The sequence below is a fragment of the Chitinophaga horti genome (assembly GCF_022867795.2).
In the GTDB taxonomy this organism is placed as follows: Bacteria; Bacteroidota; Bacteroidia; order Chitinophagales; family Chitinophagaceae; genus Chitinophaga; species Chitinophaga horti.
Genome location: NZ_CP107006.1, coordinates 1,980,648 through 2,005,559 on the forward strand (window position 1 = coordinate 1,980,648; position 24,912 = coordinate 2,005,559).

Annotated in this window: 25 protein-coding genes; 17 read left to right on the forward strand and 8 right to left on the reverse strand. The window is 51.4% G+C overall.

The features are described 5' to 3' along the window. The first annotated feature begins 42 nt into the window (after positions 1 to 42). Together MKQ68_RS07985 and MKQ68_RS07990 are read left to right on the forward strand one after the other, a co-directional pair. A complete protein-coding gene (locus MKQ68_RS07985; protein ID WP_264282836.1) occupies positions 43 to 555 on the forward strand; it encodes an RNA polymerase sigma factor in 513 nt (170 codons plus the stop codon). After that, positions 556 to 1,023 carry a hypothetical protein gene (locus tag MKQ68_RS07990; protein ID WP_264282837.1) on the forward strand — a complete coding sequence of 156 codons (468 nt, stop codon included), beginning with the start codon at positions 556 to 558 and terminating at the stop codon, positions 1,021 to 1,023. A gap of 7 nt (positions 1,024 to 1,030) precedes the next feature. Here MKQ68_RS07990 and MKQ68_RS07995 read toward each other — a convergent pair whose 3' ends face one another. Both MKQ68_RS07995 and MKQ68_RS08000 read right to left on the reverse strand, forming a co-directional pair. Then, a complete protein-coding gene (locus MKQ68_RS07995; RefSeq protein ID WP_244838042.1) occupies positions 1,031 to 1,261 on the reverse strand; it encodes a hypothetical protein in 231 nt (76 codons plus the stop codon). A 12-nt stretch (positions 1,262 to 1,273) separates the two neighbouring features. Further along, on the reverse strand, positions 1,274 to 1,741 hold the full coding sequence (locus tag MKQ68_RS08000) for a DinB family protein (protein ID WP_264282838.1): 468 nt from the start codon (positions 1,739 to 1,741) through the stop codon (positions 1,274 to 1,276). Positions 1,742 to 1,821: 80 nt separating this feature from the next. Here MKQ68_RS08000 and MKQ68_RS08005 point away from each other — a divergent pair, with 80 nt between their 5' ends. Genes MKQ68_RS08005 through MKQ68_RS08020 form a run of 4 tightly spaced genes read left to right on the forward strand, consistent with a single transcriptional unit; the run spans position 1,822 to position 5,019 of the window. Continuing rightward, positions 1,822 to 2,889 carry an acyl-CoA carboxylase subunit beta gene (locus tag MKQ68_RS08005; RefSeq protein WP_264282839.1) on the forward strand — a complete coding sequence of 356 codons (1,068 nt, stop codon included), beginning with the start codon at positions 1,822 to 1,824 and terminating at the stop codon, positions 2,887 to 2,889. 38 nt (positions 2,890 to 2,927) lie between these two features. Then, positions 2,928 to 3,458, forward strand: coding sequence for a carboxyl transferase domain-containing protein (locus MKQ68_RS08010; protein ID WP_264282840.1), 531 nt, complete (start codon positions 2,928 to 2,930; stop codon positions 3,456 to 3,458). Positions 3,459 to 3,504: 46 nt separating this feature from the next. After that, complete coding sequence (gene rnhA, locus MKQ68_RS08015; RefSeq protein WP_264282841.1) at positions 3,505 to 3,975, forward strand: ribonuclease HI; 471 nt, start codon at positions 3,505 to 3,507, stop codon at positions 3,973 to 3,975. Positions 3,976 to 3,993: 18 nt separating this feature from the next. After that, positions 3,994 to 5,019, forward strand: coding sequence for a S66 peptidase family protein (locus MKQ68_RS08020; protein ID WP_264282842.1), 1,026 nt, complete (start codon positions 3,994 to 3,996; stop codon positions 5,017 to 5,019). Between the two features lie 3 nt (positions 5,020 to 5,022). Here the strand turns inward: MKQ68_RS08020 and MKQ68_RS08025 are convergent, their stop codons facing one another. Further along, on the reverse strand, positions 5,023 to 6,567 hold the full coding sequence (locus MKQ68_RS08025; RefSeq protein ID WP_264282843.1) for a M20/M25/M40 family metallo-hydrolase: 1,545 nt from the start codon (positions 6,565 to 6,567) through the stop codon (positions 5,023 to 5,025). A 197-nt stretch (positions 6,568 to 6,764) separates the two neighbouring features. Between MKQ68_RS08025 and MKQ68_RS08030 the strand changes: the two genes are divergently transcribed. From MKQ68_RS08030 to MKQ68_RS08060, 7 genes are all read left to right on the forward strand, one after another. Continuing rightward, complete coding sequence (locus MKQ68_RS08030) at positions 6,765 to 8,135, forward strand: glycosyltransferase (protein WP_264282844.1); 1,371 nt, start codon at positions 6,765 to 6,767, stop codon at positions 8,133 to 8,135. A gap of 222 nt (positions 8,136 to 8,357) precedes the next feature. Continuing rightward, positions 8,358 to 9,101 carry a hypothetical protein gene (locus MKQ68_RS08035; RefSeq protein ID WP_264282845.1) on the forward strand — a complete coding sequence of 248 codons (744 nt, stop codon included), beginning with the start codon at positions 8,358 to 8,360 and terminating at the stop codon, positions 9,099 to 9,101. Between the two features lie 3 nt (positions 9,102 to 9,104). Continuing rightward, positions 9,105 to 9,311 (forward strand): hypothetical protein, encoded by a 207-nt coding sequence (locus MKQ68_RS08040; protein ID WP_264282846.1) that lies wholly within the window; start codon positions 9,105 to 9,107, stop codon positions 9,309 to 9,311. Then, positions 9,308 to 11,878: a TonB-dependent receptor gene (locus tag MKQ68_RS08045; RefSeq protein WP_264282847.1), complete on the forward strand. Its 2,571-nt coding sequence runs from the start codon at positions 9,308 to 9,310 to the stop codon at positions 11,876 to 11,878. Before MKQ68_RS08040 ends, MKQ68_RS08045 begins: the two co-directional genes overlap by 4 nt. 3 nt (positions 11,879 to 11,881) lie before the next feature. Then, positions 11,882 to 13,024: a DUF4249 domain-containing protein gene (locus MKQ68_RS08050; RefSeq protein WP_264282848.1), complete on the forward strand. Its 1,143-nt coding sequence runs from the start codon at positions 11,882 to 11,884 to the stop codon at positions 13,022 to 13,024. A 20-nt stretch (positions 13,025 to 13,044) separates the two neighbouring features. Then, complete coding sequence (locus MKQ68_RS08055; RefSeq protein WP_264282849.1) at positions 13,045 to 15,360, forward strand: hypothetical protein; 2,316 nt, start codon at positions 13,045 to 13,047, stop codon at positions 15,358 to 15,360. A 117-nt stretch (positions 15,361 to 15,477) separates the two neighbouring features. Next, positions 15,478 to 16,170, forward strand: a complete 693-nt coding sequence (locus MKQ68_RS08060) for a M24 family metallopeptidase (RefSeq protein WP_264282850.1) — start codon at positions 15,478 to 15,480, stop codon at positions 16,168 to 16,170. 34 nt (positions 16,171 to 16,204) lie between these two features. On the opposite strand, the gene MKQ68_RS08065 is transcribed toward MKQ68_RS08060, so the two are convergent. Beyond that, positions 16,205 to 16,675, reverse strand: coding sequence for an ankyrin repeat domain-containing protein (locus tag MKQ68_RS08065; protein ID WP_264282851.1), 471 nt, complete (start codon positions 16,673 to 16,675; stop codon positions 16,205 to 16,207). A 176-nt stretch (positions 16,676 to 16,851) separates the two neighbouring features. On the opposite strand from MKQ68_RS08065, the gene MKQ68_RS08070 reads away from it, so the two are divergent. Continuing rightward, a complete protein-coding gene (locus MKQ68_RS08070) occupies positions 16,852 to 17,628 on the forward strand; it encodes an SRPBCC family protein (RefSeq protein ID WP_264282852.1) in 777 nt (258 codons plus the stop codon). A 156-nt stretch (positions 17,629 to 17,784) separates the two neighbouring features. On the opposite strand, the gene MKQ68_RS08075 is transcribed toward MKQ68_RS08070, so the two are convergent. Beyond that, complete coding sequence (locus MKQ68_RS08075) at positions 17,785 to 18,447, reverse strand: hypothetical protein (protein ID WP_244837994.1); 663 nt, start codon at positions 18,445 to 18,447, stop codon at positions 17,785 to 17,787. 184 nt (positions 18,448 to 18,631) lie between these two features. On the opposite strand from MKQ68_RS08075, the gene MKQ68_RS08080 reads away from it, so the two are divergent. Further along, positions 18,632 to 19,096: an FKBP-type peptidyl-prolyl cis-trans isomerase gene (locus MKQ68_RS08080; protein WP_264282853.1), complete on the forward strand. Its 465-nt coding sequence runs from the start codon at positions 18,632 to 18,634 to the stop codon at positions 19,094 to 19,096. A gap of 55 nt (positions 19,097 to 19,151) precedes the next feature. On the opposite strand, the gene MKQ68_RS08085 is transcribed toward MKQ68_RS08080, so the two are convergent. From MKQ68_RS08085 to MKQ68_RS08095, 3 genes are all read right to left on the reverse strand, one after another. After that, entirely contained in the window at positions 19,152 to 19,787 is a 636-nt protein-coding gene (locus tag MKQ68_RS08085) for a tetratricopeptide repeat protein (RefSeq protein WP_264282854.1), read from the reverse strand. A gap of 116 nt (positions 19,788 to 19,903) precedes the next feature. Next, entirely contained in the window at positions 19,904 to 20,482 is a 579-nt protein-coding gene (locus MKQ68_RS08090; protein ID WP_244837990.1) for a hypothetical protein, read from the reverse strand. A gap of 137 nt (positions 20,483 to 20,619) precedes the next feature. Continuing rightward, the gene (locus MKQ68_RS08095) at positions 20,620 to 21,810 is read right to left on the reverse strand and encodes a tetratricopeptide repeat protein (RefSeq protein ID WP_244837988.1); all 1,191 of its coding nucleotides are present in this window, start codon (positions 21,808 to 21,810) and stop codon (positions 20,620 to 20,622) included. A 160-nt stretch (positions 21,811 to 21,970) separates the two neighbouring features. Here MKQ68_RS08095 and MKQ68_RS08100 point away from each other — a divergent pair, with 160 nt between their 5' ends. Together MKQ68_RS08100 and MKQ68_RS08105 are read left to right on the forward strand one after the other, a co-directional pair. Further along, on the forward strand, positions 21,971 to 23,335 hold the full coding sequence (locus tag MKQ68_RS08100; RefSeq protein ID WP_264282855.1) for an exonuclease domain-containing protein: 1,365 nt from the start codon (positions 21,971 to 21,973) through the stop codon (positions 23,333 to 23,335). 151 nt (positions 23,336 to 23,486) lie between these two features. Beyond that, positions 23,487 to 24,836 carry an MBL fold metallo-hydrolase gene (locus MKQ68_RS08105; RefSeq protein WP_264282856.1) on the forward strand — a complete coding sequence of 450 codons (1,350 nt, stop codon included), beginning with the start codon at positions 23,487 to 23,489 and terminating at the stop codon, positions 24,834 to 24,836. Positions 24,837 to 24,912: the final 76 nt, after the last annotated feature.

The following is a 24,912-nucleotide window of genomic DNA, read 5'->3' on the forward strand; positions in this document are numbered from 1 at the left end:
ATGGAAAGTATTTATATTGCGGCAGAATACTCCCTGTAAATTTTGACGAAAGTTCCGGTACATATTAGCGAAGACTATCTGGTAGCACAACTGGTGGCGGGCGATCAGGAAGCCCGGCAGTTTGTCTATGATAAGTACTCGCCAGCTCTGTACGGGGTGATCCTCCAGGTGATCCCGGAAGAGAAGTTAGCCAACGATGTACTGGTTAGATTATTTGTTCATGTTTTTAAAAATGCAAAACTCTATACGACCTCCGGCCATTTTACCCTATTTGGCTGGTTAATGAAAGTTACCAGGGAATTTGTCACACAGGCCATTCCACCATCCATTAGTACGTCAGTGAACACCCAGAGCCCTATACTACGGCCGAAAGAAAATTCGTTAATTCAGTTCATGCGAAATCTGCCACCCGACGCCCAACGTATATTTGAATTATGCTACCGTAAAGGACTTTCGCAAGCTGCGGCAGCCAACGTGGTAGGGCTATCGGAAGAGGAAGTCTCTGTACTGTTACGATCGGCAATGGTGGAACTAAGAAAATTCATGCAAAAATAATTGGAAATCAAGGAATACATAGAGAGTGGGATCATCGAAAGTTTCCTGCTTGGACTAGCCACCCCCGATGAAGAGGTGGAGTTGCAGCAATTGAGAAGGGTATTCCCCGAACTTAATGTGGAAATAGCGATGGCAGAGCGTAGGTTAGAAAAACTCGCCTTCGAAGACGCCGTAGAACCGCCGGCAGTCGCCTGGGATAATATTCTCCAGCGCGTAAACTGGGAGGAAGATAACCGCGACTTCAAAAAGAAGACAAAAGATCAGCACAATTACTATATCAATGTGGAACCCCGTAAGGATGAACTCATTACGGTGCATAAATATTGGAAGTACGCGTTCGTTACCATTTTTATTCTTTCTAAAATATTCCTGCTCGGGGCCATCATCTACGGCCTGAAATATTATCGCGAGGTGAATGAAAACAGCCGTAAGCAACCCGCACCTGCACAAATAGAGCGAACAAGATAACTTTTACTTACAGCCAGCTTTCAATACCCGCTGCAATCTTTTGCAATAGCGGTACATCCGGATTTTTATATTCCGGCGGCACAATCACGCGCAGGCTGTTTTCCTCGTCTGGCTCAAATGTGACCCTTATTCCATCAATATTTACATAGAAATGTGCGGTATAACCCACTAAAGATGGTTGTACCTCAAACTGTTGTTCGCTGCCTTTGTGGGTGATGGTGAGCATAAACGGGTCCATACGGCAAATATACTACGCTGTGGCATATTTGTGCAGTAACACGATTTGCCCCAGGTGATAGGCCGCATGTTCCACCACGCCCTGCATGTAATAGTAGGAGCTGTGTTGCGTGTTGGGCACGAGTCCGTACAACTTTTCCTCCGGGTAATTCCGCATGGCGTCGGCCATCAGCTGAACAGAATGTTCCAGCCGTTTCAGGGTGTTTTGCCAGTTTTCTTCATTAGTATTCTCCGGCAGGTAAAAATCGGGCAGGTCGCCTTCCTGGTCCGGATTTTCGCCCCGCAACTTACGCATCACGTTCTGGTGCCAGAATATCAGGTGGTTCACAATTTCCCAGGTGTTGTTGCAGCCGTTCAACCGACGCAGTGCCTGTTCCGGCGTAATCGACTGTAAATGTTCGAGCAGGGTTACGTCCAGCCAGGGCTGACCACTATATAAATGTTCAATTGCTTCCGCCAGTACAATAGTGTGTGATGACATAAAAGGGTTTTTTTATTCATCGGTTGATCCAACAATTAAGCCATAATTACACTAAATTGAGAAAAATAACCAACTACGTTATGGAGCATCAGCAACTGGAAATCAACAAGAACGAAGACCAAATGCGTTTGATGGTAAGCGCCATGAAGCAGCGACTCGCCGTCATAGAACTGGGCGGCGGTAAAAAGAACCTCGAAAAAGTAAAGCAGCGCGGCAAGCTCAATGCCCGCGAACGTATCCAGTACCTGGTTGACCAGGACAGTCCATTTACCGAAATAGGCGCTTTTGCGGCTTATGAAATGTATGCCGAACATGGTGGTTGCGCAGCAGCAGGTACGGTTGCGGGCATCGGTTATGTAAGTGGCCGCCAGTGCATGATCGTGGCGAACGACATGACCGTAAAAGCGGGGGCCTGGTTCCCGATGACAGGCAAAAAGAACCTACGCTTGCAGGAAATCGCCATGGAGAACAGGCTGCCTGTTATTTACCTGGTCGACAGTGCCGGTGTGTACCTGCCCATGCAGGACGAAATATTCCCGGATAAAGAACACTTCGGCCGCATTTTCCGCAACAACGCGCGTATGAGTGCAATGGGTATTACCCAGATCGCCGCCGTAATGGGCAGCTGCGTGGCCGGTGGGGCGTACCTGCCGATTATGAGCGACGAGGTGTTAATGGTAGAAGGCAACGGCTCCATCTTCCTCGCGGGCCCATACCTTGTAAAAGCAGCGATCGGGGAAGATGTTGATGCCGAAACACTCGGCGGCGCGGTTACGCATACCGAAATATCCGGCATTGCCGATTACAAGTTTAAAACCGACGAGGAATGCCTCGATCATATTAAAAAGATTGTCAGCAAACTGGGTAAGCCGGAAGATGCAGGCTTTGATCGCATTAAACCGGTAGCTCCCACGAAACCAGCCGCAGACATTTACAGTGTATTGCCGCGCGATGGCAGCAAACCTTACGACATGAAAGACCTGATCGCACAGCTCACCGATGGGTCGGAGTTCGATCAGTATAAAGAAGATTACGGCAAAAGCATTTTATGTGGTTACGCCCGCATCGACGGTTGGGCGGTGGGTATTGTGGCTAACCAGCGCAAGATCGTAAAAGCCGCAAAGGTGAAATGCAGATGGGTGGTGTAATCTATAATGATAGTGCCGATAAAGCCGCCCGTTTCATCATGAACTGTAATCAAAAGAAAATACCACTCGTGTTCTTGCAGGATGTAACCGGCTTTATGGTCGGCAGCCGCAGCGAACACGCGGGCATTATTAAAGACGGGGCCAAGTTGGTAAACGCCGTCGCTAATTCCGTGGTGCCGAAAATTACGATCATCGTGGGCAACTCCTACGGCGCGGGCAATTACGCCATGTGTGGCAAGGCCTACGATCCACGGTTCATCTACGCCTGGCCCAGCGCGAAAATTGCGGTAATGGGCGGGGAGCAGGCGGCTAAAACCCTGCTGCAAATACAGGTCGCCGGACTGAAGGCCAGAAACGAAACCATTTCTCCGGAAGAGGAAGCGCGTTTGCTGAAAGAGATTACGGATAAATACAACGCACAAACCACTCCCTATTATGCCGCTGCGCGGTTGTGGGTAGATGCGATCATTGATCCGGCGGAAACGCGCAGTATCATATCCGAATCGCTGAAAGCCGCGAACCAGGCACCGGTGGAAGAGCCGTTTCGTACAGGCGTGATACAGGTATAGCACGTTCCGTATTTTTGGCTATTTTTGCCCGCTTAACTCAGGAAATTTGGCAAACCAGCAATTAGTTATTTATACAGATGGATCCTCCAGGGGAAACCCGGGACCGGGTGGTTATGGCGTAGTATTATTATGGGGCAGCATCCGTAAGGAAATGGCCCAGGGCTACCGCAAAACCACCAACAACCGCATGGAGCTGCTCGCCGTGATCGTTGCACTCGAAGCATTGAAAAAGGATGGGCAGGATATCATCATTTACACGGATAGCCAGTATGTCGTGAACTCGGTAGAAAAGGGCTGGATATGGGGCTGGGTGAAAACTGGTTTCAAAGACAAAAAGAACAAAGACCTGTGGCAGCGTTTTATCCCATTGTACCGCAAGCATAAAGTAAAATTTGTGTGGGTAAAAGGCCACGCCACCAATGCCGAAAATAATCGTTGCGACATACTGGCCACCGAAGCGGCCGACGGAGGTAATCACCTCGTAGATGTCGGCTACGAAAGCGGCGAAGCCAATTGATCGTTTAGCATACAGCATATGGACCGTAAGCATTTCTTATCAGCCCTTGTTACTGCCGGCGCGGCCATGCCAGCCTTTGGCGCCGTGGCTACTTTGTCTGACGAGCGCCCGACGCAGGTGCCGCCTTACCTGAAGGCTGGCAGCACGGTGGGTATTACTTCTCCCGCCGGCCACATTACCCGCGACGAAATAGCGCCTTCGGTAAAGCTGATGGAAAGCTGGGGATTTAAAGTAGTGATAGGCGATACGATCGGCAAAAGCGACTTCAGTTTCGGCGGTACCGACGAAGAACGTTACCGCGATCTGCAAAGGATGCTCGATGATCCGCAGATCGATGCGATCATGTGTGCCCGCGGCGGTTATGGCAGCGCGCGCATCGTCGACCGGCTTAGCCTGGAGAAGTTTAAGAAACACCCCAAATGGGTCATTGGTTTCAGTGATATTACGGTTTTACATAGCCACATTGCGAAACAGTGCAGCATCGCCACGCTGCACTCTAAAATGTGTAACAGTTTCCCGATCGACTTTTCCGCGGCAGACAGCATGGTGCAGGATACGATCCTTTCCATTCGGGATGCGTTAACCGGTAAAGCGATGCGTTACAACGCCGCTGCCGATCCAAACAACCGGATTGGCAAAGCAGATGGGGTGCTCGTAGGCGGTAACCTTTCCATGCTGGTGAGCGTGGCCGGCACCCGCTCCGAAATGGACACCAAAGGCAAAATACTATTCCTGGAAGAGGTGGGAGAGTACCTGTACAGCCTCGATCGTATGATGGGTAACCTCCAACGCTCCGGCAAACTCGATCAGCTGGCAGGGCTCATTATCGGTGGTTTCAACCGCATTAAACCGGATGATCCGGGTGAGGAGTTTGGTCGTACTTTGTACGACATTGTTTATGAGAAAGTAAAAGACTATAAATATCCTATTTGCTTCAACTTCCCGGTTGGCCACCAGCGTAACAACTACGCGTTGAAGTGCGGCGTGCGTCATCGCCTCGACGTAACGGCCGGTGGCGTGAAGTTGGAAGAAGTAAAACGCTAACCGTTACTTAGTTCCCTGCGGCAGCGGTTTACGCGGCAGTTTTTCCTCCCTTTGCGCGGTGTTGTATACAAACGCGGCCACAATCACAGCAGCTTGTTTCAGGTCATCGGCCACCAGGTGGTCATACGTATCCATATTACTATGGTGCGTACGTGTATTGTATTCTATCGGGTCCTGTATAAACTGGAAGCCGGGCAGGTTAATTCCGTCAAAAGCCTGGTGGTCGGTACCGCCGGTATTGTTGATGGTAACGGTGCCGGCACCCAGGTCCTTAAACGGTTCCAGCCAGGCGGAAAAGATCGGGCCGCAGTCTTTGTTTTGCTGCAGGTAGATGCCTCTTATTTTCCCGGTGCCGTTATCGAGGTTATAGTAAGCGGAAAAGTTCTGTCGCGAAGCCTCGTCCGGAAAGGTGTTGCGAACATACGCCCGCGAACCCAGAAGTCCTTGTTCCTCGCCACTCCACAGCGCAATACGGACGGTGCGGCGCGGCTTCACTCCAATCGCCTGTAAAATGCGCACGGCTTCCATCATCACCGCACAACCCGAGGCATTATCGGTGGCGCCGGTGCCCGCCTGCCAGCTGTCGAGGTGGCCGCCGAGCATCACAAGTTCCGGTTTCAGTTTAGGATCGCTGCCGGGTATTTCCGCGATCACGTTATAAGCTTTCGTATCCGCCGTGAAGAACTTCGTCGCCACGTCGAGGTCGAGTTTTACAGGGATGTTAGCTTTCAACAGGCGCACCAGCGGCATGTAGTCTTCCAGGGTGAGGGAGAGGGTGGTAAAGTTCTCCGGGTCAGCCGCCGCGTAACTGCCGCCGCCTTGTACGAAGATGGTGCCGTCGTGGTTCCGGCCGCCTGTCACCAAAATCGCCAGCGCTCCCTCAGCGGCCGCCATTTTGCGTAAGGCCGGGGTAATGATAACGGTCGTACGGTACTGCGCCCTCGCCTGTTCCAGCTCCCGACGGCGGGCAGCCGTATCGCCACGTACTACGCGTACGGATGCCGGGTCTTGCATGGCCTGCAGCTGCTCGTCCGTAAAACGGTTCGCATCTGGTTTAAAACTTTGTTTGTATTCGTCTGCGCGGTCGGTGATCAATATCTTCCCTTTCAGTTTGCCTTTGAGTGAAGCTATATACGCGGAATCGCTCCCGGTAATCAACAGCACCTGGGCGCTTCTGAGGCCCTTCGTGCCGGCCGTCCAGGTGAGCGGGAAGGCGATGAGCGGGCGATAATAGGGCGCGGTTAATGCCAGGTAGCTTTTAGAAAGTTCCCAGCCTTTACCGAACTCGCCCCATGGCTCCAGTCTCGCGTTCTGCAGTCCCCATTGCGTGAGTTGTTTCGTTGCGTAATCAGCTGCCCGTTTGTAACCCGGACTGTTCGTCAACCGCGGCCCGCTTACATCGGTGAGGCGAAAGGCGATGTCCATCACTTGTGAGCGTTCCAGTCCTTCTTCACGTATCTTCTTCATGATGGCGGCATCTGGCTGGTCCTGGGCGAATGCCAATATGGGCGAGGTGACGATTAAAACAAGCTGGCAAAGTTTTCTCATAAAAGGGCTTTATGTTGATTTAAGATAGTGAATATTTTCGGGGTAAATCTATGTGGAGTGTGGTGAAATGTGTCCGCAGTAGCGGCGCTGCGATCATTCCTTCCCGGTCGCCATTGCCGGCTTCGTGTAGTCACCGCGTTAAGGCGCCGGTCAGCTTTTTCATCCGTACAACTACGCAAGCGTATAAACCGCAGTTTATGCTGATGCCGTTGCCAGCGATAAGCAGCAATTTTGTAGTCATGACACAGGCCACCCCATCTCCCCAAATCCTATTCGCCCATACACCGCTCGATAGCCACCTGTATCCGATGACAGGCCTTGCTATGCATTTACTGGGGAAGGGCTACGATGTGCAATGGTACAGCAGTGCCGACCACGCGGAACATATACAGGCGCTGGGTATTCCGGTGCATGTTTTCACCAGCGCGCCGGGAACCGTGCGGCATAACAGCGATGAACGGTTGCCGAAACGCAAACGCCGGCGTACGAAAACCGCTAAACCGAAATTCGATCTGGAACGTTATATTGAACGTACTCCCGCATATTACAAAGAGCTTCAAACACTACGCGAAATATTCCCTTTTGATATGTTGATATGTGATACGTCGTTCACCGCCGGCTGTCTCATAAAAGAACTAATGGGCGTGCCGGTCATAGCCATCGGCGTGATGCCGCTCATTACATCCTCCCGCGACCTCGCACCGGCGGGCATGGGACTAACGCCGCCAGCTAACGCGGTAGAACGTATCAAATATGCAGCGCTGCGTTTCTTTGCCCGACACGTAACCTTCGCACGCGCACGCAAACTCGTTAACCGTATCTTCGCAGACCATGGCATGCCACCGATTGACGGACTGGTAGCCGACGCGCTCGCGAAGAAGTGTGATCTGCTACTGCAGAATGGTACACCTGACTTCGAATATCCGCGCAGTGATATAGGTAACAATGTCAAGTTTATAGGCGCACTGCTGCCTCATCGCAAAACAACACCTTTCGCCGATGCAGCCCGGTTAAGTTTATATGGAAAAGTGATCCTGGTGACACAAGGCACGTTGGATAACGACCCGGAAAAGCTGCTGGTGCCTGCACTGGAGGCGTTTAAGAATAGTCCGTACATGGTGGTGGCGACTACGGGCAGCTTTAATACCGAACGACTCCGCGAAAGGTTCCCGCAGAAAAATATACTGATAACAGATGATATCGATTTCGACCAGGTGATGCCAATGGTAGACGTATTTGTTAGCAATGGAGGCTACGGCGGCGTGATGCAGGCGATTAAATACCAGTTGCCGATGGTAGTCGCCGGCGTACAGGAAGGCAGGAACGAGGTTAGCGCAAGGGTGGCCTACTTTAAACTGGGTGTCAACCTGGCGATCGAAACGCCATCTGCTTCACAGGTGCGTACGGCGGTAGAAAAGGTGCTGAGTGATGGTTGTTACGTCCGCAATGTAAACCGGTTGGCGTTGCAGTTCCGGCAGTATGACGCGGGGCGGGCGGCGGCATGTTATGTACAGGCCTTACTCCATATGTACCAGCGAAAACGGGAGGGGGCTCAGCGAGTATTTTAAACTAAACATAAAAATGTCACCCGCATTGTTTATTATTGTTCCGTGATCTGCAGCCCCTGGCATTTCGGCGACTAAAAACGACAGTTCAGCTTCAGACGGGCGCAACGTACCGATTTACGTGGATGTTACAGTCTATTCGTGTTTTTATTTCGGAAATATTGATCTAATTTGTTTCCGGCCAAAGTCTAGGACAAAATTAATACCCGTTACCGCGTCTCATTTATGAAGTATCTTACCCGATATTGTTGCATTGTTTTGTGTTTAACCGCATTTACGGCTTCTGTGCATGCACAGGTGCAGTCGGTCGACACCAGCGTGAGGCAGTCTGCCATCCGTAGCACCGAAGCGCTTTACCACCAGGTAATCGGCGGACAATCACGGCTGTACAATGGCAGCGAGTACGTACCGTTCCCGTTCCCCCTTAACGAAGGCATCCCGTTTTTCATCTCCGATTCTATGAAGGTCGGCGATGTGTCGTATGACGGTATGCATTTCCGGCAGGTGCCGATGATGTTCGATATGGTGAAAGACCAGTTGATCGTACAGGAATCCGGGAGCTTTTTTAAGATTTATCTCGTGAATGAAAAGATAGCGCAGTTTTCCCTGCTGGGCCATACATTCGTTCGCATCGTGCCCGATAGTGTGAACGCACGCACGATGACCACGGGCTTTTACGACCGGGTATACCAGGGTAAAACGGGGGTATACGTGAAGCGTCAGAAGATGATCCAGGAAACGACTAACAATGAAGGTATTCGCCGTACGGTTAACGACATGATCCGTTACTACGTGTTGATGGATGGTAGGTATCACCCCGTTAAGAAAGAAAAATCGGTACTGGCGCTGTTGGGCGATGAGAAAAAAGAAGTGCGCCAATACCTGCGGAAAAACAAAGTCCGTTACAAAAAAGACCGCGCCACTGCCCTTGCGCGCACAATGGCCTATTATGATCAATTGACAAAGTAAATCATGCTTTTACGCCTCCACCTGCTTTGCATTTCCCTGCTACTGATGATGAGCTCCGCAAGCGCACAAGCGCCCCCCGAAAAGCTGATCACCGCCGACTTTACCGACTTGTCGGTAGAACGTTTCCTGCTATCGCTGGAGGCCCGCACGGGAAACCGCTTTTTTTCGACACCGCCCGCCTCGACAGTGCCCGCATCACGCTTAGTGTGAAGGATGCACCGCTTTCGCAGGTGCTGCAAAAAGGACTCGCGGGAACGTCGCTGCACTACGCGATCGATGGTAACCGGGTATACATCACGAAGGAACGTACGATCCGGCTCGCATTGCCCGATGAGTACTTCGCCCGCAAAACCGCGGACCCGGCTACACCTAAGAAGACAGATGAAGTGATCGACTATCAGCAGGGCGCAAAACCCGTTCAGGAAGCGACGCTCGAAAATAAATTGTATGCCATCGGTACGCCCGGCGCCAGCAGCGATCCTACGGTGAATCTGGCCGGTTACATCCGTAATACACAAACCGGCGAACCGGTAATCGGGGTATCGGTGTATGTAGATAAGCCCAAACGTATTGGCGTGGCCACCGATCAATATGGATATTACTCTATTAACCTGCCGCGCGGCCGTCACATCCTGCACATCCAAAGCATCGGTATGCGCGATACGCGCCGCCAGATACAGCTGAACGACCATGGTAAACTGAATATCGAACTGCAGGAGCAGATCATCTCCCTGAAACACGTTACGATTACCGGTGAAAAAGCGGGTAACGTACGCGGCACGCAAATGGGCGTGGAGAAGCTCAGTATCAAAACAATTAAACAGGTGCCAACCGTGTTTGGTGAGGCCGACATCCTGCGTGTAATGCTCACGCTCCCGGGTGTTAAATCGGTAGGAGAGGCCAGCACGGGCTTCAACGTACGTGGTGGTGCCGCCGATCAAAACCTGATCCTGTTCAATGACGCTACGATCTATAACCCATCGCACTTCTTCGGTATGTTCTCGGCCTTTAACCCGGAAGTGGTGAAGAGTGTAGAACTGTATAAAAGCAGCGTGCCCGCTAAATACGGCGGCCGCCTGTCTTCGGTGCTGGACGTAGCCGGCCGCGAAGGTAATAAGAAGAAGTTCGCCGGTGTAGGCGGTATCGGACTACTCACCAGCCGCATCAACCTGGAAGGACCGTTGATCACGGACCGCAGCTCATTCGTATTTGGTGCGCGCACCACTTACGCCAACTGGATGCTGAACCTGTTGCCACAGGAATATGAGGACAGCAAGGTGAACTTCTATGACGTTAACCTGTTGCTCAGCCACGAAGACAAAAAGAAGAAGAACACGTTCTTCCTCACCACTTACCTGAGCCGCGACCGTTTTAACCTGAACAGCGATACGACTTACGGTTATGGCAACAAAAACATCTCTTTCAAGTGGAAACACATCTTCAATAGTAAATTCTCCGGCACGCTTACTACCGGCTACGATTTCTACGATTACAATATTAACAGCGATGCGCTCAAGCTGGAAGCGTATAAGATGAAGTTCGACATCGGCCAGGGTAACCTTAAGTTTGATTTCAACTATTACCTGAACGCGCAACACACGCTGGACTTCGGCGTGAGCAGCATCCTGTACAAACTGCACCCCGGCAGCTTCGAGCCGGTGGGTAAAGAATCGCTGGTAGTGCCGGACATAATGGCCCCCGAGCAGGGATTGGAAAGCGCGGCTTACCTGTCTGACCGCTGGACGATCACCGACGGCATTTCTCTGGACGCAGGCATTCGCTGGTCGATGTTTAATTACATCGGTCCGCGTACGATCAACTACTACGCACCCGGACTTTCACGCTCAGACGCTACTTTAGTCGAAAGCAAGGCGTACAACCGTGGCGACTTCATCAATAATTACAACGGCCCGGAATTTAGAGTGGGCGGCCGTTTCGCAACGGGCCCGGCTTCGTCGATAAAGGCTTCTTACAACACTTCGCGCCAGTACATCCATATGTTGTCCAACACAACGGCCATTGCGCCTACGGATGTGTGGAAACTGAGTGATCCGAATATAAAACCGCAGCGTGGCGAACAGGCGTCGCTTGGGTTCTATAAAAACTTTAGATCGAATACGATCGAAACCTCCGTGGAAGTGTATTACAAAAAGTTGCACGACTACCTTGATTATAAGAGTGGTGCCTCACTGGTACTGAATCACAAGCTGGAACAAGATGTGATCAACACGAAAGGTAAAGCATACGGTGTTGAGCTGATGGTGAAGAAACTTACCGGTAAACTCAACGGCTGGATCAGTTATACCTACTCACGTACCTTGTTAAAAGTAGATGATCCCACTACGACGGAAACCGTGAACCAGGGCAACTTTTATCCCTCCAACTACGATAAGCCGCACGACGTGACCATGGTAGGTAACTACCGTTTTTCGCACCGCGTAAGCGCATCAATGAATACTACTTACAGCACCGGCAGGCCTATCACATTGCCCATCGGCAAGTTCGAATACGCGGGTGCGGTTCGTACCCTGTACTCTGACCGAAACGCTTACCGTATCCCGGACTACTTCCGTATGGACCTGTCGCTGAACATAGAGGGCAATCACAAGGTGCATCAGAAAACCCATAACTCGTGGACGTTCGGGGTGTATAACCTCACCGCACGGCGAAATGCTTATTCGGTCTACTTCGTGTCAGAAAATGGTTATGTAAAAGGATATAAGCTGTCGATTTTCGGCGCGGCCATTCCATTTGTAAACTTCAATATCAGATTTTAAGATATGGGCAACCGATTAAAACATATAGTGCTGTTCGTGTTCGCGCTGGCCCTTGGCTACGGTTGTAAAGATCCGTATACGCCGGATATTACCACCCGCAACCTCAACTATCTCGTGGTAGAAGGGCAGATCATCAACGGTCAGAAAGAAACCCGCATTAAACTGAGCCGCACCGCGATGATGGCCGATTCGGCCTATGTGCGGGATGAGAATAACGCGATCGTACGAATTGAAAGCGATAACAACCAGACCGTTGAAACGGTGAAGGTCGGTGATGGCTTGTACAGCGCCGGCATATTAAACCTGGATGTGAACCAGAAGTATCGCGTTTATATTCAGACGTTGGACGGTAAGGAGTACACGTCCGCGTTCGTGAGCATTTATAACAATCCGCCCATCGATAGCGTTAACTGGCGCTGGGATGCCAGCGAGGGTGTAAAGGTATTTGTGAACACCCATGATCCTAACAATAACACCCGCTATTATCGCTGGGAGTATGAGGAAACCTGGCAGCACGACGTGTATTTTGAATCTTCTTTGAAATATTTACCACAGCCCCCGCGGTTGATCGATCGTCCGCTGAATGAAGCATTGCCATTGCGCTGCTGGCAGTACGAAAACTCTTCCAGCATCATTCTGCACTCTACACAAAGGCTGGCAAACGATGTGGTGAAAGATAAACAAGTCGCGCTGGTGCCGAATGGCTCGTGGAAGTTGGGGGTGAAGTATACGATCCTGGTACGTCAGTTTGCGATGGACAAACAGGCACTGGATTATTGGCAGATGATGAAGCGTAATACCGAGTCACTCGGCTCCATATTCGATCCACAACCGTCGGAGTCACGCGGTAATATCACTTGTGTGACGAACCCTTCTGAGCCTGTGATCGGCTGGATAAGTGCCGGATCTGTGCAGGAAGAACGCATCTGGATCAGGCGGTCTGAAGTGCCGGGCTGGCGTTACGCGCTGACCTGTGAAGAGTATGATATATCGCCTAACCCGGACAGCCTCCAGTTCTTTTTTGAAGGAGGTATGCTTACACCGATATCCCAGGACCCGCTGACAGGACGCGTAAAGGCGGTGGCGCCGTATTGTGCCGACTGTTCCGTACGTGCAAATCCTGTACGCCCATCTTACTGGCAATAACTGTTAACGACATCAGCACAATGATAAAAAAACTGATTTATTTACTCGCTATCGCAGTACTGCCGCTGCAGCTATCGGCGCAGTCCGTGTTGCAGTCGTCCCTGGATGAATACCGCAGAAAGGTGTTCCAGGAAAAAATATATGTACATACCGACAAAGAGTTTTATCTCGCAGGTGAGATCATGTGGTTTAAAGTGTACAATGTCGATGCTTCCTGGCATCGCCTGGCCGATATCAGTAAAGTGGCATATGTGGATGTTTTAGACCCCCAGGGCCGCCCGGTGATGCAGGCTAAAGTGGAATTGAAAGATGGCATTGGCAGCGGGTCTGTATATGTGCCGGTGGTCGTGAATACGGGCACCTATAAACTACGCGGCTACACCGCCTGGATGAAAAACTTCGATGCATCAGGATATTACGAAAAGACCGTCACGTTCGTTAATTCCCAGAAAATACTCGACGAACCCGCCACAACAGGGGCCAGGCTGCAGGCGCACTTTTATCCCGAAGGTGGTTATCTGGTAAAAGACCTGCAAAGTAAGGTTGGTTTCACGATCAGAGATGCCCGTGGCAATGTGATAGCGGCTACCGGCGCAGTGCTCGACCAGTTCAATGATACCGTGGTTACCTTTAAACCCGGAAAATATGGCGCAGGTAATTTCCTGTTCACCCCGCGTGAAAATCGTGTGTACCATGCCGTTATACAGGCTCCGGGCGTTGCTGCGGAACGGGCGGCCCTGCCGGAGGTACGTGCAGCTGGTTATGTGATGAGCCTGCGTACAGAAGGTAATAACATTCATGTTTCGGTGAATGCTGCCAATGCTCCTGGCGATGGCGTTTACCTGCTGGCGCATACCCGGCAGGTGGTGAAAGTGGGGGAGAGTAAGTCGCTGCAGGCGGGCAAGGCTGAATTTATCATCGATCGTAATAAGCTGGGGGACGGGGTTACTCATTTCACAGTGTTTAATATGGACAGGCAGCCGCTATGCGAACGTTTGTACTTTAAACGTCCTGCCACGTTTGATATTAGTGCTACGGCAGATAAGCCACAATATGGCATCCGCCAGCCTGTTAATCTCACACTGAACGCCAGGGACGCCGCCAGTATGTCAATGGCCGTGTACCGGCTCGATTCGCTGCAGCAGTTGAGCGGCGACGACATCACCACTGCTTTATATTTAACAGCTGATATCGGGGGATATGTACCCAATGCCTCCGCTTACCTGAACGATGAGGCGGCGATGGACGACCTGCTGCTTACACGCGGCTGGAGGCGTTTCCGCTGGAGTGATGTAACTGGTCCGGCTAAACCTGCCTTTCAGTATGCGCCGGAGTTTAACGGGCACCTCATCACCGGTAAAGTGATCGATTCGCGTAATGGCAGGCCCACTGCAAACATTGCCACGTTCCTTTCCATTCCTGGTCCAACGGTCGAGTTCTATACTTCTTTAAGCGATAAACAAGGTTCGGTGAGATTCGATGTGCGTGACTTTTACGGTCCTAACGAGGTAATCGCACAAACCGACGGGCAGAAGGATAGCATGTATCGCATCGAGCTGAATAGTCCTTTTTCGGATAGTATCGTTCCGGGTACATGGCCGCAAACCGTGCTTACCGATCAATATGCGCAAACCCTTACCCGCCGCAGCATCAACATGCAGGTACAGAATATTTTTACGGGAGAATTAATGAAGCGTGTGAACCTCCCGTTAATCGATACCTCCGCGTTCTACGGTAAACCCGATGCACGTTATATGCTCGACGACTACACCCGCTTCGTGACCATGGAGGAAGTGTTGCGCGAGTATGTGCTCGGCATCAACGTACGCCGCCGCAATGGCAAGTTTGTGCTGTATGCGCTGGACATGCCCACCCGCAACTTCTTTTCCGGCAACCCGCTGGTATTGCTCGATGGTGTGCCCATGTTCGACATGGATAAAGTGCTGGCCTACGATCCGCTTAAAGTGCGTAAGATGGAAGTGCTCACCAAACGTTATTTCCTCGGCAACCTGTACTTCGACGGCGTAGTGAGTATGACCACCTACAAAGGCGATATTAATGGCTACGAGCTGGATGCCAATGCCACGGTATTAGATTATGAAGGATTGCAGGTACAGCGCCAGTTTTACGGTCCCGATTACAGTACGGACGAACTGCGGGCCAGCCACTTACCGGATTACCGTAATCAGCTGGCCTGGCGGCCGGAAGTGGAAAAAGAAAGTACCCAAACCTTCTACACCTCCGATCTGCCAGGAAGGTACGTAGTCGTGTTGCAGGCGCTTGGTGAGAATGGCGCTACAGGAAGTAAAACACTCTATTTCGACGTGAAAGAATAAAACCCTGCCCGCTTCATCTCAGACAGCGGGCATTTTTATGTTAATACCCTTGTGTAATTTATTTAATATGTTATCTTTGAACGGAAGCCTGATATAATTAACCATAACGTACGAGCTATGACAAGTAAGCGGACCGGTTTGGAGCAGCAGCTTAAAGACGCACAGCAAAAGGCGGAAGAACTGTTCGAAGAAGCGGCACGGCGCGGACTACTTTGCGCCGGCCAAACGGAGAAAGACCTAAACAGCAGGATGTATGAACTGGCCTTTGAGCTGTTCGGCATCCACAAGTATTGGCACAAACGTATTGTGCGGGCGGGTATTAACACCCTGGAGCCATACGACGAAAACCCACCTAATCTCATGATCCGGGAAGATGATATTCTTTTTCTCGATTTCGGGCCGGTGTTTGAAGATTGGGAGGCCGACCTCGGTCGCACCTTCGTACTGGGTAACAATGCGGAAAAGCTGCGACTTACCCGCGATATTGAAGAAGCCTGGCAGCGGGGCTGCGAGTACCTGCATACACATCCGCACATTACGGGTGCTGAGTTTTATCAATATTCGGTGGAACTGGCCCGCAGTTATGGCTGGGAGTTTGGCGGCGCGATCGCCGGGCATATTATAGGTAACTTTCCGCATAAAGAAATACTGGGCAGCGAAGTGGAGAACTACGTACACCCAGGTAACCACCAGCCGATGAACGAACCGGATAAGTTCGGCAATCCGCGGCACTGGATTTATGAGATCCACTTTGTGGACAGGCAACTGCAGATAGGCGGTTTTTATGAACAGCTGGCCATTATCGAATAAATGAAAAAGGCGTCCGGTAAAGACGCCTTTTTTGCTATTTCAACAGTTTGATAATTTCTTCCGATTCTTCCCGGTCCCGCGCAATATCATAAGGTCTTTCGCCATTTACGTCCTTCGCATTTTTGTTAGCGCCATGGCGCAATAACAGTTTCACCATATCGTATTGTTGTTCGCCTTCTGCTACCTGGATGTGCAGCGGCGTTTCATCATCGATGGATTTAGCGTTTACGTTAGCGCCCAGCTGGATCAGCGTTTCCGCTACCTCCGGGTACAGCACCAGGTGCAGGGGCGTCATACCTTCGTCGTTTTGCGCGTTCACGTCGGCACCCAGTCCGGCCAGGTAGGTAATCAGCTGTGGGTCCTCAGCCAGTGCTGCTGCGTGCATGATCGAAAACTCGTATTCGTCCTTCTCTTTCAATAGCTCGGGTTGCGCTGCCAGTATCGTTTTTACCTCCTCAATGTCGCCGATTTCCGCAGCATGGTACAAATTCGTGAATGTATACATGGATGTTTATTTGCCGTAAATATAAGGTCGCATATCCCTAAATCGATCAGATGTGTATATGTTTTACGAAAGTTTAATGTCTGCCTGGGGTGGAATGGTCTTTGTTGTAAAGATGCAACCGGGCGCATGACTTCCGTGTTATAGCAACGGCCCCATTAACTTCTAAATTACCTGTTATGCAATACAAAGACAATAAACGTTCGAGGCCCCGCGCGGGCGCACTGTATGAAAGCAGCCGCGTAATGAATGTAAGCAAAGCCGGTCGCGTAGCATCTGCTACCGCAGGCGCCATGCTATTATGGGGCGGCATCGATAAACTTCGCAGTTCCCCGTTTAGCGCATTATTAAAAGTGGTATCCGGCAGTTACCTGCTGTACCGCGGAATATCCGGCAATTGTCCGTTGTCGGCCATGTTCCTCGCCGATGATGAAGTAAGGCATACGCCTGCCGTAAACATCCGCACAGAATTTATTGTGAACAGGCCAAGGGCGGAGGTTTACCAGGCCTGGCGACAACTGGAAAACCTGCCTCAGTTCATGAAACATATTAAATCAGTAGAACTCATCAGCGGTACCCATTCCAAATGGACCGCCAAGCTGCCCGGCGGCTTCGGCGACTTCGTATGGGATGCGGAAATAGTGCTGGAAGAGACCAATAATGTACTTGGCTGGCGCTCCTTACCAGATTCCATGATCGAGAATGCCGGTAAAGTGGTGTTCGAAGATGCGGAAGATGGCGGCACTCACCTGGAAGTGATCATTACTTACAGGCCGCCTGCCGGACTGATCGGCACTGGTATCGCGAAGCTCCTGAATGCGAATTTCGAGAAACTGGTGGCCGAAGATGTGCATAATTTTAGACAATTCGTAGAAGAAGGCATTTCCGTAAAAGAAACGCCTGTGCAGAAAACTACCTTCCGTAATAAATCCAGGGAGGAAGGCTTAACCTTATAACCTTCTTTCGGTTGAAACCTCTCGGCGCCATGTAAAAAGATCACCCCTGATTTTTTGCAAGGTGGCCGGGAGGTTTGTTGTTTTTGGGAGCCGGCAAAAAAATGCAGCGTGCTTACGCAACGCTGCGGTTTGCGGACGGAAACCCACACTACCTGGTTAGAGGTCCGCAAGGCTGTTGGCCAGGGCAATGTCGTCCTTGGTGAGGCCAGTACTGTCGCACAGTTTCCAGAATAAACTCTGGGCTATGATCGCCGCGTCGAAGTCACGGCGCGGGTCGTTCTCATATATGCGTTTCCGGTTAAAAAGGCTGTAGAAAGCTTTCAGCGGGGCCTGGTCGTAAACCGGGCCTATGCTGTAATGATCGTCTCCCTGGGGCATTTCGCGGCCGGGGTTCATGCAAAGGGCGCCAATTCTCACGTGAAGGTCCTCGCCAGCCGGAACGGTAAACGTGATCGGCCTGGGAACTAACCCGTTCTTCACGTTGGCAGATGCTGCCACGAACACAAGTCCAGCCGGCAGGGTGACGGTTATAGCGGAGGAGGAGCTGTTATGCAGGCTTACACAAAGCGCCACCCGGGCGTAGGTCATGCCGTAACTGTGCGCCTCGGGCATTTCGCAGTTGCCGCCGTGAATGCCTTTGAGCATTACACCTTTCGGTAGCTGCCACGACTTACCGGCAGGTACACCGCTGGCCATACGGGCATTGGCCGCCTGGGTACGCGCAGTAGTCGCGGGCTTGGCAGACCGCACCGTTTTTTCCTTTTCGCAACCGGCGGTGGCCAGTAGCAGTACCGATAGACATGTTAATACCGTATTCATCAGCAGTGGCTTTAGGGGTGAAACGCGAATGAATCTGCAACAAAAGTCTCCTTTTCTGCCGGTTTGTGCAAGATTCGGTCGAATGAACTGCCGGAATTTGTGATTGAACTGCGTATATTTTGATTACCCGGTAACGGGCACCCAATTAAATTGTACTTTTGCGGCCATTCAATCCGATTCGAATATGACAATAGCCGCCAGGGGCAAAGTGGTTACGATTAACTACACGATCAAAGACAGCCAGGGTCAGCTGCTTGATACCAACGATGGACAGGGCCCCGTTTCCTATGTACAGGGTGCCAACAAGTTATTAGCCGGTCTCGAACGCGCACTGGAAGGTAAAAAAGCCGGTGACGCGATCACCGTTAAGCTCTCGCCCGACGAGGCTTTCGGCCAACGGGTCGACAACCTGATCCGCACGCTCCGCCTGCAGGACCTCGAAGTCGGTGACGAGCCGCTCGAACCAGGTGAAATTATCACCCTTGGTGAAGAAGACGGCGCCTGGATCGTAGTGGCGATTGAGGAAGATACGGTATACCTCGACGGCAATGACCCATGGGCGGGCAAAACGCTCCACATCTCGGCGCAGGTATTGGGCGTGCGGGATGCTACCCCGGCGGAGGCCAAGTCAGGAGAGGTAATGGAATAGTAAATGCATCTGCATAAATGGAAAGCCCCGTGTAACAACTGCACGGGGCTTTCTACTACTGATATTTTTTAGCCAGCTCCTCGTAAATATTCTCCCCCCAGTCAGGGTCCAGCTGCGATTTAGGTTTGAATGACGCATACTTCTGCGCCGCCTGTTCCACCACGGGTTTCGCCTTTTTCTTACCACCACCGAACATCGCCGGGGTGTGATAGATCACCAGCGCCTTCACGAGGTACGCCCGCGGGTTAGCAGGATTAGCCTCAATCGCCCGCTCCGCGTACTTCTTGCTTTGCGATCCCAACGTTACGCCACGCGAATGCTGTGCATTGATCTTCGCACTCATCCAGTACGCCATCAGGGTAAGCGTTTCAGAGTGGGAGGGCTGCATGTCCAGCGCTTTCTTCACATGGGCCTCTGCTTTGTCGCACAGTGCCTCCGGACTATCAGACTTGAATGAAGCTTGTGTATTTGCCCATCCTGCATAGTACTGCAGCAGCCATTCCTTAGGATGCTCGTTCGCCAGGCCGGATATCTTATCGGCAGACTGCTTCCAGACGGAGACAGATGCAGAATTATCCAGCGTCTTAAGCTCGGCGGCCAGCGACTGTTGCCAGTTATTTGTGGTATCCTGGGCTAACAATGGGGTGCTCAGCAGGAGGGTGTACAGCATGTAGGTTAAGATCTGTTTCATAAAACAAAGTTTTCGTTGCTGTCTATACGAGAACTAATTACGTACCAAAACAAAAATGCCGCTCCTTGTGGGATGCGGCATTCTTCTCTGGGGAACTAAACGGGGATGGCGGATTATTAAAACTTAAAGCTAATGCCCACTTTGGTCCAGGTTACATCGTAACCCAACTCGGCAAAAGCAGACAGGTTGCTGGAGAAAAAGTAACGACCACCAACGATGATGCTACCGTAAAAATGGGTGTACTTGTCTTTGTACGTATCTCCGTCCCATTTAGACTTGTAATTCTCGAAACGCAAGCCAGTTTGTACACCACCGTATACATCATACTTCTCGGTGTTCAGCTGCTCCCAGTGGTAAGTACCACGTATACCGATCACGGTGTTGGAGTAACTGTTTTTGTAAGTACCATAAACTTCTCCGTTGTTGCCTTCAAACTTGTCGGAAATCTTGCGGTAGCTAACGATACCACCTACTGCCAGCAAACCCGGACCCAGTTCTTTCGGGATCACGCGTTCAAAAGATACACTTACAGCCGGGAAGCCTTTGTAACCGGATGCGTAGGAGTAGGCAGAGCCAAAACCAATGCCCACGTTTACAAGATTGTCGCCACCTTTTAACTGGGCGTTTGCTTTGGGGGTAGACAAGCCAACGATGAGGGCTGCTGCGAGCGCGAGGCGCTTTACGTTCATTTTCATGATCTGATATTATTGAGGTTTTAAGTGCGTATTCCGTATTTGCGATTGCAAAAGTAACGGCGCACGACGGGGCTTCCTTCAGTAGTAATACTGAGAAATGTAAATGAGTGTTTCCGCGATTTAACTGCGTGGTTGGTTTATTGCAGATGCTGGCGCGATGCGGCTGTCATCCAGGCCTGTTCTAAGTATGCTTTGGCGCGCGGCGTCGTGGCATCCAGCTGGATCGCTTTGTTGAACAAGGCAATGGCCGCACCGTAATGTTGTATCTGCATATAGTAAAGCCCCATGTTCCTATAGGCGTAAGCGTTAGTCGGGTCTAATTCAAGACTGCGTTCGATGAGTCGTTTGCCTTCTTCCAGTTCGCCTTGCATCAGGTGGGCGTAGCCACGATTGTCGTAAGCAAAGGCCAGCTCGGGCGCCAGGTCTATCGCTTTTTCAAGGTGAACGGAAGCTTCCATGTATTCGCCTTTTTCCGCCAGTTCATATCCGAGATTGTTCAGCACTACTGCGTTTTCAGGATCTGCATCCAGCGCGAGACGATAATGTTTCATGGCCGTTTCAGGATCGTTACCGCGACTGGCGAGGTAGCCCGCGTGAAAGTGATCGGTGGCATCAAAGCTGGATATTTTTCCCAGTGTTTGCAGGCATTGCGCGGCTTCGTCATGCTGCCTGTTCAGCAACAACGCACTGCAAAGGGCACGTAACAATATCTCGTTACAAAAGCCCTGCTGCACAATGTAATTCAGCTCGTAAGCCGCATCGCGATAGTTCTCGGCGCTGTAATGACGAAAAGCAGTGGTGATATTTTCATGAAAACGGCGGGTGCGAATGGTAAACAAAATCATGTATCCATCATTATAAAACCGATGCCCTTTCTTGTCTTTGATGGTACGCGGCAACAGGTTCATCACCAGGTCGATGACTGCAAAGAGCAATACGGTAAAGCCGATCAGCCTGATGGCCGGAATGTGTTCGTAGTTCAGCACGGCGATCAACGATACGATGGCCAATGATAATGAAAACACCGCACCACCATAAAGAATAGTGAGCTGCTGCGCATAACTGTTCTCGGCCCGCGAACCGCGACAAATGCCCGAAGGTTTCATCAGCAGTAACTGCGTAAGCCGGATGTAACAATGTAATCTTCCGAAACGTAACTTCAACGACTTGTCGTAGTCGCCATGCGAACCAATAAACATCTCCACTTTCCCCTCTTTAGAAAATGCCAGCATCGGGAGCGCATGCCCCAACTCGTGAAAAAAGGTGGTAACCGGGTTAATAATTACGATCAGAAGATAGATTACCAAAAACGTCATTACAATCGTCATAGGGATGAATTTTGGCAGTACGTAGTGGAATTTACACCTAAGATGCGAAAACGCACATTTTCCATAGTCATAATAATGTTAAAATATATAATATGTATTGTATTGAAAACAGTATCAAGGCGTTTGGGCGAATTTGTAAGTGGCGTATATTTGCTGTCCCATGTATGCAATTGTCGATATAGAAACTACGGGAGGGCACGCGAGTGCCAGCGGTATAACGGAAGTGGCTATTTTTATCTCGGATGGCATAAGGGTGGTAGATCAATACCAGACCCTGATTAATCCCGGCGTAAAAATCCCTACATATATTACGGCCCTCACCGGTATCACCAACGAAATGGTGGCGGATGCGCCTTATTTTGAGGATGTGGCGGGCGAGATATTTGCCCTGCTAAAAGACCATATCTTTGTCGCACATCACGTCAACTTCGATTACTCGTTCCTGAAATTTCACCTGGCACATTACGGTTACGACCTCAATACGAAGAAGTTATGTACCGTAAGGCTGGGCCGTAAAATATTCCCCGGTTTCCCTTCGTACAGCCTGGGCAACCTTTGCCGTTCGCTGCAAATTCCTATCCTTAACCGGCACCGCGCCGGTGGCGATGCGGAAGCGACGGCCAAACTGTTCGCCATGTTGGTGGAAGCGGACGCGAACGGCGCTATTGCCGCTGCGTTAAAACCAAGCTCCAAAGAACATTTTCTGCCGCCCAACCTGCCGGTGGAACAGGTGCGCGCCTTACCCGGACAACCGGGCGTGTACTACTTCCACGATGAAAAAGGAAAGGTGATCTATGTAGGAAAGGCCAAAAACATCAGCAAACGCGTCAACAGCCATTTTACGGGCAACAATGCGGGCAGGCAACGCCAGGAGTTCCTGCGTAATATTCACAGCATCAGTTACGAGGCCACCGGTACCGAGCTGATGGCGTTTATCCTCGAATCGCTGGAGATCAAACGCCTGTGGCCCGCATACAACTATTCACAAAAACGCATCGAGGCGCGTTTCGGCTTTTACCTGTTCGAAGACCAGCAGGGATATCTGCGCCTGGCCATCGAAAAGCGCCGCAAACACACCGCGCCGATATACAGCTTCAACCTGATGGTAGATGGCCGCAACCGCCTGAAATCATTGGTAACAAAGTTCGAATTGTGCCCACGTCTTTGTTTCCTGCAAACGGATCCTAACTGCGTAGGCCGTGCCGAACATACCTGCCATGGCGCCTGCGACAAGGAAGAGGCGCCGGAAACGTACAACAACCGCGTGCTGGAAGCAATCCAACACCTGCAGGACGAGCAGCCCTCGTACATCATTATGGGCAACGGCCGCGGCGTAGGCGAACAAAGCTGCATCCTCATGGAGCGCGGCCGCTTCTACGGCATGGGCTACCTCACACGCGAAGTACAAATCACCAGCATCGACGGACTCAAAGACTATCTCACACCTTACCCAGAAAATGAGTACATCCTCAATCTTATCCGCCAATACGCGGTAACAAAGGGTTTAGCGAGTTTAACTGCTTAGGTACGGGCATTGGTCCGCTACTCATCCGCCGTTGTGTCACTCACTTCAACGGCAGGTATCCTGATCATCCTCATCCGCTACCTTGACGTAAGTCGTTTCGCTACGGCACGCGCCCCACTACCTTTATGACAGCAACCTAAAGCATACTGTCATGAAAATACAACAGTTCGAAGACCGGCCACTGGCACACTATTCCTACGCCATCCTCAGCGAAACCGAAGCAGAAGTCATACTCGTAGACCCTTCCCGCGATATCACACCTTACCTTCATTTTGCCGCTGCGAACAACGCACGCATTACAGCGGTGATAGAAACGCATCCGCATGCAGACTTTGTAAGCGGTCACCTGGAGCTGCATCGCCACACAGGTGCAACGATCTACATATCCCGCAGGGCAGGCGCGAGTTACCCGCATACGACTTTCGATGAGGGGGACGAGATCAGCATCGGGGAATTAAAATTAAAAGCCCTCAATACACCCGGCCACTCGCCGGACAGCATCTGCATTGTACTGGAGCTGCAATCCCAACCGGTAGCCGTATTTACCGGAGACACGCTTTTCGTAGGCGATTGCGGCCGGCCCGATCTCCGCGAGCACGCCGGTAATATCACCGCCGATCGCCACCACCTGGCGGGCGAAATGTATCATTCCCTTCGTGATAAACTCGCCTTGCTGCCCGATAACGTAACGGTCTATCCCGCCCACGGTGCCGGCTCCCTTTGCGGTAAAGCGCTGGGCAAGGAGCGTAGCAGCACGATCGGTACGGAAAAGGCGAGCAACTGGGCCCTGCAGGAGATGTCCAAAGCGCAGTTCATCAACGAGCTCACCAGCGAGCAACCTTTCGTACCGGCCTATTTCCCGTACGATGTAGCCATGAACCTTAAAGGTGCAGAAGGATTGACCACCGCGTTACGACAGGTCCCGATGGCCGCAGTAGAAGTGGATACAGACAAAGGCCTCACCATCATCGACGCCCGTCCCGCAAAGCTGTTCAAACAAGGCTACCTGGCCGGGGCTATCAACCTGCAGGACGGTAACGGCTTCGAAACCTGGCTGGGTACACTGGTAAAGCCCTGCACAGAGTTTTACCTGGTGGCAGAATCCCGCGAAAAGTTACAGGCGCTCGCCGCCCGCGCCGCCAAGATCGGGTACGAACCTTTCATCCGCCAGGCATTTGTGTTGCAGCCGCCCGCTCACATGGAGCCGCTCGACATTGAGCACCTGCAGGAAAACGAAAACGACTACACGATCGTGGATGTGCGCAACGCCTCGGAAGCCGCCACGCAGCCCATCTTCCTGAATGCCATCAATATCCCGTTAAGTGAACTGCCCGACCGGGTAGGCCTCATCCCCGCCGGAAAACCGGTGGTGGTGCATTGCGCCGCCGGTTACCGCAGTGCGGCCGGCAGCAGTATCATTGCTAATGCTTTACGTAGTAAAACAGTGGTATACGATCTTGGGGAAGCAATTAAGCAATTTAGCGCCCCTGTGTTACAGTAAGGCGTTGTTTCCTCCAAACAAGAAGGGCGGCCCCTGTCAGGTGGCCGCCCCTTCGCTATATTTCTTGTTCGTGATG

Bases quoted from the DNA above. Each gene is read 5' to 3' on its own strand.
- MKQ68_RS07995 (WP_244838042.1), bottom strand. From the start codon at position 1,261: ATGGACCCGTTTATGCTCACCATCACCCACAAAGGCAGCGAACAACAG.
- MKQ68_RS08000 (WP_264282838.1), bottom strand. From the start codon at position 1,741: ATGTCATCACACACTATTGTACTGGCGGAAGCAATTGAACATTTATAT.
- MKQ68_RS08005 (WP_264282839.1), top strand. From the start codon at position 1,822: ATGGAGCATCAGCAACTGGAAATCAACAAGAACGAAGACCAAATGCGT.
- MKQ68_RS08010 (WP_264282840.1), top strand. From the start codon at position 2,928: ATGAACTGTAATCAAAAGAAAATACCACTCGTGTTCTTGCAGGATGTA.
- MKQ68_RS08020 (WP_264282842.1), top strand. From the start codon at position 3,994: ATGGACCGTAAGCATTTCTTATCAGCCCTTGTTACTGCCGGCGCGGCC.
- MKQ68_RS08025 (WP_264282843.1), bottom strand. From the start codon at position 6,567: ATGAGAAAACTTTGCCAGCTTGTTTTAATCGTCACCTCGCCCATATTG.
- MKQ68_RS08030 (WP_264282844.1), top strand. From the start codon at position 6,765: ATGCTGATGCCGTTGCCAGCGATAAGCAGCAATTTTGTAGTCATGACA.
- MKQ68_RS08035 (WP_264282845.1), top strand. From the start codon at position 8,358: ATGAAGTATCTTACCCGATATTGTTGCATTGTTTTGTGTTTAACCGCA.
- MKQ68_RS08040 (WP_264282846.1), top strand. From the start codon at position 9,105: ATGCTTTTACGCCTCCACCTGCTTTGCATTTCCCTGCTACTGATGATG.
- MKQ68_RS08050 (WP_264282848.1), top strand. From the start codon at position 11,882: ATGGGCAACCGATTAAAACATATAGTGCTGTTCGTGTTCGCGCTGGCC.
- MKQ68_RS08055 (WP_264282849.1), top strand. From the start codon at position 13,045: ATGATAAAAAAACTGATTTATTTACTCGCTATCGCAGTACTGCCGCTG.
- MKQ68_RS08060 (WP_264282850.1), top strand. From the start codon at position 15,478: ATGACAAGTAAGCGGACCGGTTTGGAGCAGCAGCTTAAAGACGCACAG.
- MKQ68_RS08065 (WP_264282851.1), bottom strand. From the start codon at position 16,675: ATGTATACATTCACGAATTTGTACCATGCTGCGGAAATCGGCGACATT.
- MKQ68_RS08070 (WP_264282852.1), top strand. From the start codon at position 16,852: ATGCAATACAAAGACAATAAACGTTCGAGGCCCCGCGCGGGCGCACTG.
- MKQ68_RS08075 (WP_244837994.1), bottom strand. From the start codon at position 18,447: ATGAATACGGTATTAACATGTCTATCGGTACTGCTACTGGCCACCGCC.
- MKQ68_RS08080 (WP_264282853.1), top strand. From the start codon at position 18,632: ATGACAATAGCCGCCAGGGGCAAAGTGGTTACGATTAACTACACGATC.
- MKQ68_RS08085 (WP_264282854.1), bottom strand. From the start codon at position 19,787: ATGAAACAGATCTTAACCTACATGCTGTACACCCTCCTGCTGAGCACC.
- MKQ68_RS08090 (WP_244837990.1), bottom strand. From the start codon at position 20,482: ATGAAAATGAACGTAAAGCGCCTCGCGCTCGCAGCAGCCCTCATCGTT.
- MKQ68_RS08095 (WP_244837988.1), bottom strand. From the start codon at position 21,810: ATGACGATTGTAATGACGTTTTTGGTAATCTATCTTCTGATCGTAATT.
- MKQ68_RS08100 (WP_264282855.1), top strand. From the start codon at position 21,971: ATGTATGCAATTGTCGATATAGAAACTACGGGAGGGCACGCGAGTGCC.
- MKQ68_RS08105 (WP_264282856.1), top strand. From the start codon at position 23,487: ATGAAAATACAACAGTTCGAAGACCGGCCACTGGCACACTATTCCTAC.